This is a genomic window from Pseudomonas tritici, from assembly GCF_014268275.3.
GTDB classification, from domain to species: Bacteria; Pseudomonadota; Gammaproteobacteria; order Pseudomonadales; family Pseudomonadaceae; genus Aquipseudomonas; species Aquipseudomonas tritici.
On the sequence record NZ_CP077084.1, the window covers coordinates 2,563,419 to 2,576,989 of the forward strand.

At 63.2% G+C, this 13,571-nt stretch carries 10 protein-coding genes; 5 read left to right on the forward strand and 5 right to left on the reverse strand.

Annotation, left to right across the window (positions count from 1 at the left end; translation table 11 throughout):
* Positions 1-376: 376 nt before the first annotated feature.
* A complete protein-coding gene (locus HU722_RS11515; protein ID WP_027603577.1) occupies positions 377-976 on the reverse strand; it encodes a helix-turn-helix domain-containing protein in 600 nt (199 codons plus the stop codon).
* Positions 977-1,258: 282 nt separating this feature from the next.
* Here HU722_RS11515 and glnT point away from each other — a divergent pair, with 282 nt between their 5' ends.
* The 5 genes from glnT to HU722_RS11540 all read left to right on the forward strand — a co-directional run bounded on the left by glnT (position 1,259) and on the right by HU722_RS11540 (position 7,009).
* Positions 1,259-2,593, forward strand: coding sequence for a type III glutamate--ammonia ligase (glnT, locus tag HU722_RS11520; RefSeq protein ID WP_065889295.1), 1,335 nt, complete (start codon positions 1,259-1,261; stop codon positions 2,591-2,593).
* A gap of 22 nt (positions 2,594-2,615) precedes the next feature.
* Positions 2,616-3,524, forward strand: coding sequence for a class II glutamine amidotransferase (locus HU722_RS11525; protein WP_012723550.1), 909 nt, complete (start codon positions 2,616-2,618; stop codon positions 3,522-3,524).
* A gap of 11 nt (positions 3,525-3,535) precedes the next feature.
* Entirely contained in the window at positions 3,536-4,210 is a 675-nt protein-coding gene (locus HU722_RS11530) for a GltB/FmdC/FwdC-like GXGXG domain-containing protein (RefSeq protein ID WP_065872261.1), read from the forward strand.
* A 14-nt stretch (positions 4,211-4,224) separates the two neighbouring features.
* Positions 4,225-5,547, forward strand: coding sequence for an FMN-binding glutamate synthase family protein (locus HU722_RS11535; protein WP_012723552.1), 1,323 nt, complete (start codon positions 4,225-4,227; stop codon positions 5,545-5,547).
* Between the two features lie 136 nt (positions 5,548-5,683).
* The gene (locus HU722_RS11540) at positions 5,684-7,009 is read left to right on the forward strand and encodes an ammonium transporter (RefSeq protein WP_065881101.1); all 1,326 of its coding nucleotides are present in this window, start codon (positions 5,684-5,686) and stop codon (positions 7,007-7,009) included.
* Between the two features lie 135 nt (positions 7,010-7,144).
* Here the strand turns inward: HU722_RS11540 and HU722_RS11545 are convergent, their stop codons facing one another.
* The 4 genes from HU722_RS11545 to HU722_RS11560 all read right to left on the reverse strand — a co-directional run bounded on the left by HU722_RS11545 (position 7,145) and on the right by HU722_RS11560 (position 13,557).
* Positions 7,145-8,107, reverse strand: a complete 963-nt coding sequence (locus tag HU722_RS11545) for a bifunctional 5,10-methylenetetrahydrofolate dehydrogenase/5,10-methenyltetrahydrofolate cyclohydrolase (RefSeq protein WP_083228088.1) — start codon at positions 8,105-8,107, stop codon at positions 7,145-7,147.
* A gap of 16 nt (positions 8,108-8,123) precedes the next feature.
* The gene (locus HU722_RS11550; protein WP_065872257.1) at positions 8,124-9,803 is read right to left on the reverse strand and encodes an APC family permease; all 1,680 of its coding nucleotides are present in this window, start codon (positions 9,801-9,803) and stop codon (positions 8,124-8,126) included.
* 74 nt (positions 9,804-9,877) lie between these two features.
* Positions 9,878-12,187 carry a trimethylamine N-oxide demethylase gene (locus tag HU722_RS11555; protein ID WP_186753057.1) on the reverse strand — a complete coding sequence of 770 codons (2,310 nt, stop codon included), beginning with the start codon at positions 12,185-12,187 and terminating at the stop codon, positions 9,878-9,880.
* Positions 12,188-12,189: 2 nt separating this feature from the next.
* Complete coding sequence (locus tag HU722_RS11560) at positions 12,190-13,557, reverse strand: trimethylamine monooxygenase (RefSeq protein ID WP_186753048.1); 1,368 nt, start codon at positions 13,555-13,557, stop codon at positions 12,190-12,192.
* Between the last annotated feature and the right edge of the window lie 14 nt (positions 13,558-13,571).

A 13,571-nucleotide genomic window follows, 5' to 3' on the forward strand; every position in this document is an offset into this window, starting at 1 on the left:
ATAAAATATTCCTGAAGTGGCTTTATAGGGGAATGAAGGCGGGGCGTCCAGGGGTTTTGGGAAAGATTTTTAACTGGGGGGAATTTTTTGCGGGGCGACTGGGAGGTCCAATGCGATCAAAGGTGGGCGCTGGCTTGCCTGCGATGGTCATAGGTCTCTGCAAAAACTGTAGTGAGCGGGCTTGCCCCGCGCTGGGCGGCGAAGCCGCCCCAAACCAGGCGACTTGGTCTTATCTGGAACTCGGCGATGTTTTTACTGGGGCGGCTTCGCCGCCCAGCGCGGGGCAAGCCCGCTCACTACAAGGTGCTCATGTGCCTTTAAAAGATGTGCAGATACCCATCAGGCTCCCACAGCAGAGCCGCTCTCGGTTCGTTCATCACTCTTTGTCGTTACCGTAGTTCATGATCGACAACAACCGAATCGGCACCCGCACCAACTCCTCAGGCCCATGGGGAATCTCGCCCTCAAACGTCAGGCTGTCCCCGGCCTCCATGCGATACAACTGGTTGCCGTGGCGATAAATCAGCTCCCCTTCAAGCAGGTGCAGAAACTCGGTCCCTGGGTGCGCAAACGTAGGAAACTCCTCACTGGCGTCATCCATGCTGACCATGTACGCCTCGAAGCTCTTCTTCGGCCCGCGCGTATGGTTGAGCAGGTGATAGGTATGCCCCTTCTCGGTCCCCCGGCGCACCACTTCCATGCCTTGGTCGGCCTTGACCAGCAAGGCGCTGCCATCCTGCTGGTCGTATTCGCTGAATAATTTCGAGAGCGGCAGCCCGAGCACATCGCACAGGCGGCTCAAGGTATCGAGGCTGGTGGAGACCTGGGCGTTCTCGATCTTGCTCAACATGCCCTGGCTGATATCGGCAATTTTTGCCACGTCAGATAGCTTCAGGTCCTGGGCCTGGCGCTGGCGTTTGATCTGCAGCCCCAGGTATTGCTCGAGCTTGAGGCGCGGGGCGGTTTCGGTGGACATGATCATCGGCTCCTGCACGGTTTCCGTTCAGTAATATTATTTTCGCACTGGGAAAGTGCAACGTCTGGCGCTTAAAGGCCACCCTGCTGTACGTATTCCTGCAGGGAAAAGAATTTTCCCATATATACAGCACAAAAGCGCTTTCACCGGCACGTCAAACAGCCGTCCGCGAATCTGGCAAGGGTATTGCATTCCTGTAGGGAAACTAACTTTCTTTTTAGGAATAAAAAGACAGCCTAGGCCCACCCACACGGTTTTGCCTTTCGCGAGGAGTGACACGCAATGTTGCCAGCAGAAACCCAGCGCATCATCGACAAGCACGGGATCAAGTACGTGCTTGCGCAGTTTGTGGATATACACGGTGCGGCCAAGACCAAGTCGGTGCCCATCTGCGGGCTCAAGACGGTGGCCGAAGAGGGCGCGGGGTTTGCCGGGTTTGCCATCAGCGGCATGGGCATGGAGCCCCACGGTCCGGACTTCATGGCGCGCGGCGATCTGTCGACATTGACCCCGGTACCCTGGCAGCCAGGTTATGGGCGCGTGGTGTGCGTCGGCCATGTCGACGGCAAACCCCACCCCTACGACAGCCGCTACGTGTTGCAGCAACAAGTGCAGCGCCTGCAGGACAAGGGCTGGACGCTGAACACCGGCCTCGAACCCGAGTTCAATCTGATGCGCCGTGACGAGCAGGGCACGTTGCAATTGGTCGACCCCAGCGACAACCTCGACAAGCCTTGCTACGACTACAAGGGCCTGTCGCGTTCGCGGGTGTTCCTCGAGCGCCTGACCGAAGCCTTGCAGGCGGTGGATTTCGAGGTCTATCAAATCGACCACGAAGACGCCAACGGCCAGTTCGAGATCAACTACACCTACAGCGACGCCCTGACGTCCGCCGACCGTTTCACCTTCTTCCGCATGGCCGCCGGCGAGATCGCCAATGACCTGGGCATGATCTGCTCCTTCATGCCCAAGCCCGACCCGAAACGCGCCGGCAATGGTATGCACTTTCACCTGTCGATCAGCAGCGCCGAGAACAAAAACCTGTTCCATGACGCCAGCGACCCGAGCGGCATGGGCTTGTCGAAACTCGCCTATCACTTCGCCGCCGGCTTGCTCGCCCACGGCCCGGCGCTGTGTGCGTTCGCTGCGCCCACCGTCAACTCGTACAAGCGCCTGGTGGTCGGCAACTCGTTGTCCGGCGCCACCTGGGCCCCGGCCTTCATCGCGTTTGGCGCCAACAACCGCTCGGCCATGGTGCGCGTGCCGTACGGTCGCCTGGAATTTCGCCTGCCGGATGCCGGCTGCAACCCCTATCTGGTCAGCGCCGCGATCATCGCCGCGGGCCTGGACGGTATCGATCGCCAGCTGGAAATCGACCACGTCTGCAACGAAAACCTCTACAGCCTGAGCCTCGAGCAGATCGCCGAGCGCGGCATCAAGACCCTGCCGCAGTCCCTCAAGGAAGCCTGCGACGCGCTGGAAGCCGACGCGCTGTTCGCCGAAGTGCTCGGCCCGCAGATTGTGGGTGAGTTCATCAAGCTCAAGCGTATGGAGTGGGTGGAGTACAGCCGCCATGTGAGCGACTGGGAAATCCAGCGCTACACCGAATTTTTCTGACACCGTGTGACGGAGACTTGTTATGTGTGGAATCGTAGGCCTGTACCTGAAGAATCCGCAGCTGGAACCCCAGCTCGGCAAGCTGTTTGAACCCATGCTGCAAGCCATGACCGACCGTGGCCCGGACAGCGCCGGTTTCGCCATCTACGGCGATGAAGTCGCCGATGGCTGGGTCAAGCTGACCCTGCAAGCCACCACCGAAGCCTTCGACTGGAAAGGCTTGATGGGCGAGCTGGAAGGGCGCCTCGGCTGTTCCCTGGATTGGTTCCAGAACGCCAGCGCCGCTGTACTTAAGATCCACGCCGACGAAGCCCCGGTACGCCTGGCCCTGGCCGAACTGGCGCCGAGCGTGCGCATCATGAGCGCCGGGCAGAGTATCGAGATCCTCAAGGGCATGGGCCTGCCCCAGGAGATTTCCCAGCGCTTCGGCCTGGCAAACATGCAGGGCAGCCACATCATCGGCCATACGCGCATGGCCACGGAAAGCGCGGTGACCATGGAAGGCAGCCACCCGTTTTCCACCGGCGCCGACCTGTGCCTGGTGCACAACGGCTCGCTGTCCAACCACTTCCGCCTGCGCCAGGAACTCAAGCGCGAAGGCATCCATTTTGAAACCGACAACGACACCGAAGTCGCCGCCGGCTACCTGACCTGGCGTCTGCAACAGGGTGATTCGCTCAAAGAGGCGCTGGACCATTCCCTGGAAGACCTCGACGGCTTCTTCACCTTCGCCATCGGCACGCGCAACGGCTTTGCGGTGATCCGCGACCCGATTGCGTGCAAGCCGGCGATCCTCGCCGAGACCGACGATTACGTCGCCATGGCCTCCGAGTACCAGGCGCTGTCGAGCCTGCCGGGCATCGAGAACGCGCGGATCTGGGAGCCGGCACCGGCCACGTTGTACATCTGGGAACGCGAGTCAGCAGCTTAAGGAGCGCACACATGAAAACCATCGATCTTTCCACCGCCACCGTGCGTGACCTCAACCAGGCGTTGCACGCCCAGGCCATCGACAACGAGTGGCGCGTGACCCATTCCAACGGCAAGCACAATCTCGCCGTGGGCGTGAACCAGGCCGTGTCCATCGATATCGAGGGCCACGCCGGTTATTACTGCGCAGGCATGAACCAACAGGCCTCGATCACCGTGCACGGCAATGTCGGCGTGGGCTGCGCCGAGAACATGATGTCCGGCTTTGTGCGCGTCAAAGGCAGCGCGTCCCAGGCTGCCGGGGCCACGGCCCATGGCGGTCTGCTGGTGATCGAGGGCGACGCGGGCGCGCGTTGCGGGATTTCCATGAAGGGCATCGACATCGTCGTCGGCGGTAGCATCGGCCATATGAGCTGCTTCATGGGCCAGGCCGGGCGTCTGGTGGTGTGCGGCGACGCCGGCGATGCGCTGGGCGATTCGCTCTACGAAACCCACATCTACGTGAAAGGCACGGTGGAGTCCCTGGGCTCGGACTGCGTCGAAAAAGAGATGCGCAGCGAACACCTGCACGAGCTGCAGGAACTGCTCGACCGCGCCGGTTTCGCCCACCAGGCGGCAGATTTCAAGCGCTACGGCTCGGCCCGTCAACTCTACAACTTCAAAGTCGATAACGCCTCCGCGTACTGATCAGGAGCTCCACCATGACTGAACAAACCCCTCCGGTCCTGCGCGAGTCGGCCACCTTCGACCGCCTGACCATCCAGGAAATCCAGCGTGCCGCCGAAACTGGCATCTACGATATTCGCGGCGGCGGCACCAAGCGCAAGCTGCCGCACTTCGATGACTTGCTGCTGCTCGGCGCCAGCGTGTCGCGCTACCCGCTGGAAGGTTATCGCGAGAAGTGCGGCACCGATGTGATCCTCGGCAATCGCTTCGCCAAGAAGCCTATCCACCTGAAGATCCCGGTGACCATCGCTGGCATGAGTTTCGGTGCGTTGTCGGCCAACGCCAAGGAAGCCCTGGGCCGTGGCGCGACCATCGCCGGCACCAGCACCACCACCGGTGACGGCGGCATGACCCCGGAAGAGCGCGGCCAGTCCCAGCACCTGGTGTATCAGTACCTGCCGTCGCGCTACGGCATGAACCCGGATGATCTGCGCAAGGCCGACGCCATCGAGATCGTCCTCGGCCAGGGCGCCAAGCCCGGCGGCGGCGGCATGTTGCTCGGCATGAAGGTCACCGAGCGTGTGGCCGGCATGCGCACCTTGCCCATCGGCGTGGACCAGCGCAGCGCCTGCCGCCACCCGGACTGGACCGGCCCGGATGACCTGGCGATCAAGATTGCCGAGCTGCGTGAAATCACCGATTGGGAAAAACCGATCTACGTGAAAATCGGCGCGAGCCGGCCGTATTACGACGTGAAGCTGGCGGTCAAGGCCGGTGCCGATGTGATCGTGCTCGACGGCATGCAAGGCGGCACCGCCGCGACGCAGGAAGTGTTTATCGAGCATGTGGGCATCCCGATTTTGTCGGCCATCCCGCAAGCGGTACAGGCTTTGCAAGAGATGGGCATGCACCGCAAGGTCCAGTTGATCGTGTCGGGCGGGATTCGCAACGGTGCCGATGTGGCCAAGGCCATGGCGATGGGCGCGGACGCGGTGGCCATCGGCACGGCGGCGCTGATTGCTCTGGGCGACAACCACCCACGGCTGGACGCGGAGCTGAAAAAGATCGGCTCGGCCGCCGGCTTCTACGACGACTGGCAGAACGGCCGCGATCCGGCGGGCATCACCACTCAGGACCCGGAGCTGTCCAAGCGCCTTGACCCGGTGGAAGGCGGGCGGCGGTTGGCCAACTACCTTCGGGTGATGGTGTTGGAGGCACAGACCATGGCGCGTGCGTGCGGCAAATCGCACCTGCACAACCTCGACCCCGAGGACCTGGTGGCGCTGACCGTGGAGTCGGCCGCCATGGCCCGGGTACCGCTGGCGGGGACCCGTTGGGTACCCGGTTCCGGCTACTGAGTTTACCCCCCTGTAGGAGCGAGCTTGCTCGCGAAGGTCGTCAACGATAACGCAGGCATCCTGGATGCCCACGTTGCCTGCGCGTTTTTCGCGAGCACGCTCGCTCCTACACATTTCTTTTGCAGGAGCTTTGAACATGGTCAATCGTCTTCTCGGCAAATCCCTCTTCGGTTTATTAGTGGCCGGTGCCTTTGCACCCTTGGCGTACGCCGCTGATGCACCCACTTTGAACACCGGCAGCACCGCCTGGATGGTCACCGCCGCCGTGCTGGTGCTGTTCATGTGCTTGCCGGGGCTTGCGCTGTTCTACGGTGGCCTCGTCCGTGCGAAAAACATGCTTTCGCTGTTCACCCAGTGCTTCGGCATCGCCGGGTTGGTGGGCGTGCTGTGGGTGATCTACGGCTATAGCATGGTGGTCGACACCACCGGCATGGTCGAAGGGCAGGTGACCTTCAACAGTTTTGTCGGCGGCCTCAGCCGGGCCTTCCTGGCAGGCATGACCCCGGAGAGCCTGGTGGGGGATATCCCGGAAGGGGTGTTCGTGACCTTCCAGATGACGTTCGCCATCATCACCCCGGCCCTGATCGCCGGCGCCTTTGCCGAACGCATGAAGTTCTCGGCGGCGCTGTGGTTCATGGCGCTATGGTTCACCCTGGTGTATGCCCCGGTGGCGCATATGGTCTGGGGCGGTTCGGGGGCCTTGATGCATAACTGGGGCGTGCTCGACTTTGCCGGCGGCACCGCCGTGCATATCAATGCGGGTGTGGCCGCGCTCGCCGCGTGCCTGATCCTCGGCAAGCGCAAGGGCTATCAGAACACGCCGATGCCTGCGCATAACCTCAGCCTGACCATGGCCGGCGCGGCGATGCTCTGGGTCGGTTGGTTCGGCTTCAATATCGGCTCCGGCGGCGGCCTCAGCGGCACCTCGGGCATCGTCATGCTCAACACTCAGTTGGGCGCCTGCGCCGGGATTCTCGGCTGGATGTTCACTGAGTGGTTCAAGGTCGGCAAGCCCAGCGCCCTTGGCCTGGCCAGCGGTGCATTGGCGGGGTTGGTGGGGATTACCCCGGCGTGCGCTTATGTCGGTGTCGGCGGTGCATTGGCCATCGGCTTGCTGTGCGGGGTGTTCTGCTACCTGAGCGTGACCGTGTTGAAGCGCCGCTTCGGCTACGACGACAGCCTCGATGTGTTCGGCTTGCACGGCATCGGCGGCATGATCGGCGCGGTGTTGACCGGCGTATTCTGCGTGCCGTCCATGGGGGGGCTGGTGGAAGGCGTGACCATGGGCGGTCAGGTGGTGGCGCAAATCAAGGGCGTACTGTTGACCACGGTGTATTGCTTTGTGGTCAGTTGGATCATCCTCAAGGTGGTCAATGCGCTGGTCGGTCTGCGTGCCCATGAATCGGTGGAAGAGATGGGGCTGGACCTCGCCGAGCATAACGAGCGGGCTTACAACCACTGATCATCCGATTGCATGAATGCAGGTCAATAATGTGGGAGCGGGCTTGCTCGCGAAGGCCGTGGATCAGCCAAATGCATAGGCTGACTGACACGCCTTCGCGAGCAAGCCCGCTCCCACATGGGGTTTGTATCAGGCTCAGACTGCCGCCAGTACCTGGGGCAAGGCGGCGCGCTGCAACTGCGCAGCCACCAGCGTGTTCTTCAGCAAGTAGGCAATCGTCATCGGCCCCACACCGCCGGGCACCGGCGTGATTGCGCTGGCCACGGTGCGTGCGCTGGCGTAATCCACATCCCCCACCAACCGCGTACCGGTCTCGGTCGTGATGCGGTTGATCCCCACGTCGATCACCACCGCGCCAGGCTTGAGCCAACGGGCATTGATCAACTGCGGTCGGCCCACGGCGGCGACGACGATGTCGGCCAAACGGCACAAGGCCGGTGCATCGACGCTGCGCGAGTGCACCACGCTGACCGAGCAGTTGGCTTGCAACAGCAAGGTCGCCATGGGCTTGCCGACAATGTTCGAACGACCGATCACCACCGCGTGCAAGCCGCTCAAGTCGCCGCAGGTTTCGTGCAGCAGGCGCATGCAGCCGCTGGGTGTGCAGGGCGTGAGCACCTCGATGCCTTGCACCAGGCCGCCGACGTTTTCGCGGTGGAAGCCATCCACATCCTTGATCGGGTCGATCGCGTGGATCACCGCCGCTTCGTCGATCTGCGCCGGCAGCGGCAATTGCACCAGGATGCCGTTGACCGATGTGTCGGCATTCAACTGGGCAAGCAGGTCCAGCACCTGCGCCTGGCTGGCATCCTCCGGCAGCCGGTATTCCAGGGAGCGAATCCCGACGTCCTTGGCCCGCAGCAGTTTATTGCGCACGTAGACGTGGCTGGCCGGGTCGTCGCCCACCAGCAATACTGCCAGGGCCGGGTAGATCTGCTGTGAGGCAAGCAGCAGGACCTCTTCGCGAACCTCGTCGAGCACCAGGGCAGAGATGGCCTTGCCGTCAATATCGCGGGCAAGCGTGGGGAGAGAACTGGTCAAAAGCGTCACCGTTGTCTGGGGAATCAAGGCGCTGAGGGATAAGAATCCCTCAGCCATAGGCAGGCCAGAAGGCTCAGGCTACCAGTTGATGGCAGGCATACACCACCAGCACACCGGCGACCAGCGTGGCATAGGGCAGCCAGCCGGCGCGGCGTTGCCCGTCATCGGCCTGTATATACAGGTCAGTGAGCATGGCGGCGGGGAAGCGGCCCTTGTCCTGCACATAGTGGCGGTAGCAGAACACCGGCAGGATCAGCAGCGCCAGCAACAAACCGGTGACCAGCGTGCCCGCGCCCCAGATGTCCGCGCCCAGGCCCATGCAGGCCAGGTTGACGAAACTCAGCACGCCGCCGGCCGCCAGCAGCACGGTGGGGGCTTTGTACGGGCGCACCCAGTCGGGACGGTCCAGGCGGTGGATCCAGCCGGCATTGAGGTTGAGGAAGTTGAAGATGATGTAGCTGACGTTTGAAGCCGCAAGCACGAATACATAGTCCGACATCAGCAACAGCAGCAGGTTGAACGACAGGTCGGTCCACATCGCCGCCGTCGGCGCGCCATGTTCGTTGGTGCGCCCCAGGTACTTGGGCAGCCAACCGTCCACCGACGCCTGGTACAACGTTCGCGACGAGCCGGACATCGAGGTCATGATCGCCAGCAACGTCGCCAGCACCAGCATGATCAATACGATATTGGCCACCACCTTGCCGCCGCCAATGCTGTCGGCCATCACCTGGCCAACGCCCATGCCGCTGTAGATCGCCGGCGAAAGCAGGCCGCTGTACACCGCGGGCGTGACGACTGCGCCGCTGCCATCGAGCACCGCTGGCGTCACCAGCTGCCCCAGCCCGAGGCTGCCTTGAAACGCCAGCGGCACCAGGGTGAACACCAGGATGCACAGCAGGCCGGCGTAGAAAATCGCCTTGAAGGTGTCGCGCTTGGGGTCCTTGAACTCGCGGGTGTAGCACACCGCCGTTTCAAACCCGTAGGTGGACCACGCCGCCATGAACAGCCCGCCGGCCATCAATGACCAGCCGGACATATCCCATGGCCCATCGATGACTTGCCCGGCTGCGTCATGGGCCAAGGGGAACAGCGGCAGGAAGTTGGCCTGGGTCGCATCCCCGGTGAACAACGGCACCACGCCCACCAGCAGCAGCGGAATCAGCGAGGTCACGCCGAGCACCAAGGTCAGGCGCGCCGAGCGCAGGATGCCGCCATGCTGCACGGCAAACACCGTGAGCAGAATCAGCAGGCCAATACCGAACGTCGCGTTGATGCGCAACGACAGACCGCTTTTCACCCAGCCCAGGTCCAGCAGGGTCAGTTGCCAGGTGTTGATCAACGCATCGGCGGGAAACAGCGCCGTGAGGATATACCCCGCCGCCAGCCCCGAACCGATGGACAGCACCGGTGACCAAGCCAGCCAGTTGCACCACACCGACACCGGGGCGATCAGCTTGCTGTAGCGCACCCACGCCACCGCGCCGTACACCGAGGCGCCGCCGGATTTGTGCGGGAACAGCCCCGCGATCTCGGCGTAGGTGAAGGCCTGGATAAACCCGAACAGGATCGACACGATCCACACGATCCACGCCGGTTTGCCCACCGTGGCGGCAATCGCACCGATGGAGAACAGCACCAGCGCGGGTACGCCACTGGCGACCCAGAATGCCCCGCGCCAATCGATCTTGCGGTGCAGGCTGCCCACCGAGCCGGCAGCCTGCGGTACAGCCTCGAACGTCGTCGCTTCCATCTTCGTATTCCCATGTCTGAATAGCGGTTAGGTTGGGGCAGTCAAAATGCGCTGGCACTCCCGTTTCGGGACGATCAGCTGCGCACCCGGCTTTTGTCCGGGTCGTAGAAAATCGCGGCGCTGACCGTGGCGCTGATGCGCTTCTGCAGGCCATCGACTTTGCCGATCTCAAGTTCAGTGCCGGGCTCGGCGCAGCTCACGTCGACCCGGCACAGCGCGATATTGCTGGCCAGCAGCGGTGAGCGGCAGGCACTGGTGATTACCCCGACCTGGGCGCGGCCCTGGTACACCGGGTCGCCGTGGTGGGCGACCTCATTGCCGCTCAGGTGCAGGCCGACCAGTTTGTGGCTGGGGTGGGCGCTGCGCCGTAGCAGGGCGTCGCGACCGATAAAGTCATCCGTCTTGCTCTTGAGCGGCACGCTGAAACCGATACCGGCCTCGAACGGATCGGTCTGGTCGCTGAACTCGTAGCCGGCGAAAATCAGCCCGGCTTCGATGCGCAGCAGGTCCAGCGCTTCCAGGCCCAGGGGCACCAGGCCCAAGGGTTGGCCGAGTTGCCAGATGCGGTCCCAGACCTGTACGGCGTCTTCGGGCTGGCACCACACCTCAAAGCCCAGTTCGCCGGTGTAGCCGGTGCGCGAAATCATCAACGGGCAGCCGTCGAAACCGTCCAGCCGACCGACCAGGAAGCGAAACCAGCCGAGGGTCTCCACACTCGGTTGCGTGGGCGGCGTCCAGACCATCTGCTTGAGCAGCTCGCGACTCAGCGGCCCTTGCACCGCCAGGTTGTGAATGTGCTCACTGGCCGACTTGACCCACACCTTCATGCCCAGTTTCTGTGCCTGCTCGCGCAACCACACGCCGGCGTAGTCTTCGCCGCAGATCCAGCGGAAGTTGTCCGGGCCCAGGCGCAGCAGGGTGCCGTCGTCGAGCATGCCGCCGTGGGCGTGACACATCGCCGAATACACCACCTGGCCCACCGCCAGGCGCCGTACGTCGCGGGTCAGGCAGTACTGCAACAGGGCTTCTGCGTCGGGGCCGATGATTTCGAATTTGCGCAGGGCGGTCAGGTCCATCACCGCCACCCGTTCGCGGCAACCGAGGTATTCCTCAGTCACGCCGTAACCGTCGTAGCGCAGCGGCAGCCACCAATTGCGGTAGTCGGTGAAGCTGCCGGTGAGGGCGCGGGTGCGTGAGTGGAACGCGGACTCACGGGTGAGGATCGGGTCGGCATCCGCCGTGGTTCGAGTGCTCATGGCGATGGAAAAACGCTCCTTCTCGCTGTAGATGCGGACATGGATATCGGTCGGGTTCCAGCCGTTGGCCGGGTCAATGTCATCCGGGCACGAGGTACTGCCGCACAGCAGGTCGTTCATTGCCCGCAGCAGCACGTAATCGCCGGGCCGCGACCAGGGTTCATCCAGGGTCATCTGCTGGTGCGCATCGATGCCGGTGTTGAAGAAGAAATTGATCGCCGGCCAGCCGTTGCGCGCCTGCACGCCATGGGGCGCAAGGACGCGGCTGAGGTTGTCGCTGCAGTTGTCGTGCCCGAAATAGCCATGGGTTTCGTAGTAGCGCGCCGCGCAGGCCAGGGCGAATGAATCGTGGCGCCCGACTGTGTCTTGCACCACCTCCAGCATCGGTTGCATATGGCGGTCGAAAAACTTCGAGAACAGCCCCGGTGCCGGGTAGGCGCTGCCGTTGAGCGTACGTGTGACGGTCTGGTCCAGGTCCAGCTCCACGCCGCGATCCAGGGCGCGACGGTCGAGGGCGACGAAGTCCGAACACTGGCGGCCCGCCACGTCCAGCACCTGGATGTACTGCCCCTTGGCGACGGTGTAGCTGCGCGCCGTACCCGCTCTCAGGGTGAATTCGTCCAGCACGTCGCCCAACGGCTCGGGCAGGGCGGGCACCAGCAGCGGCGACGGGTTGGCCCGCGTCACTATCAGGCGCAGCTCGCTGGGCCGGTATTGCCGGTCGACGGCCGTAGCCTCGGCGGGTGCGGCGACAATCACCAGCAGCGCGTCCTCGGCGACAAACTGTCGGCTGTGGCCGGGCGGGCTGTCGGCGTCCCATAGCGAGGCGGCCAGCGGCAATGCCTGTGCGTCGATGCCGCGCCGCTGGAGCGCCTGGCCGATACGCCCAGGCACACGGCAAGCCGTTGACGCGTTCAGCCCCCAGCTTGCCAGGGCGCTGCGACCGCCAGCGTCGAGGGCCAGCAGTGTGCAGGTTTGCCGGCCTTCGACGTCGATCACTTGCAGGCCGTCGCCGGGTTGCAAGTCGACCAGGGTCACACCGCCGGCGGCCACGCGGTAGCGTTCCAGGTTCGGCGCGCGGGCAAACAGCCCGGGCTCTCGGGGATGGGAAACACGGGGTGCATTCATCATCAGCCGACCGACTTGATGGGGGTCGTGGGCTCTCCCAAGTAGGCCGCCATCGAGTCATCCAGGGCCTGCAACCAAGGCGTGTGGTGCGGCGGCGACTGGGTGCCGGTCATCAGCGAGCGATAGGACTTGTCGCGATAGCCCATGATGTTTTCCGCCTTGTCGTGCTTCCAGTGCAGAAAGGTTTCGTTGACGGCGGCGATGTCGAAACTCGGGTAGTCGGTGGCGTCCACCAGTTGCTGGATGTAGGCGCCCTGGTACTCGAACATCTGCTGGTTGGTTTCCAGGGCCTGTTCCCGTGCGTGCCACGCTTGGCTGTCGGCGACCATGTCAGCGTGGCCGGGCAGTGGTATGCGCCCGAGGATCACATCGCGGGCATACCAGGCCTGGGCGTCGAACATGTTGAAGGAGTACCACTGGTCCTGCATGCCCAAGTAGATCAGGCGGGGGTTGGGTTCCCAGAACACGCCCTTGTAGAGGTTCATCGGCCACAGGCGGTTTTCGGTCTTGAGGCTCAGTTCGTCCGGCAGGAACGGGAAGTGGTGCTTGTAGCCGGTGCACAGGATCACCGCGTCGATGTGCTTGCTGCTGCCATCCACAAAGTAGGCGCGGTTGTTTTCCAGGCGCTGGAGCAGCGGTTTTTCTTCCCAGTTATCCGGCCAGGCATAGCCCATGGGCGCGCTGCGGTAGCAACTGGTGATGCTGCGCGCGCCGTACTTGTAGCATTGCGAGCCGATGTCCTCGGCCGAATAGCTGCTGCCGATAATCAGCAGGTCCTTGTCCTTGAACTCCAGCGCCTCGCGAAAATCGTGGGCATGCAGGATGCGCCCGGCGAACTGTTCGAAGCCTTCGAAGTACGGCACCTTGGGCGTGGAGAAGTGGCCGCAGGCGTTGATCACGTAGTCGAATGCTTCGCAGGTCAAGGTGTCGCTGGTGTAGTCGTGGGCGTAGACGGTGAAGCGCTGGCTCTGTTCGTCGAAGGTGACTTGGCGCACCACGTTGTTGAAGCGAATGTAGTCGCGCACGCCGGCCTTTTCCACGCGGCCCTTGATGTAGTCCCAGAGCACTTCACGCGGCGGGTAGGAACCGATGGGCCGGCCGAAGTGCTCTTCGAAGGTGTAGTCGGCAAACTCCAGGCATTCCTTGGGGCCGTTGGACCACAGGTAGCGGTACATGCTGCCGTGCACCGGCTCGCCGTTCTCGTCGAGGCCGGTGCGCCAGGTGTAGTTCCACATACCGCCCCAGTCCTGCTGTTTCTCGAAGCACACCAGTTCGGGGATGGCGGCGCCTTTGTCGCGGGCCGACTGGAAGGCGCGAAGTTGCGCCAGGCCGCACGGGCCGGCGCCGATGATTGCAACACGTAGGGTCATGAGCGTGCCTCCTG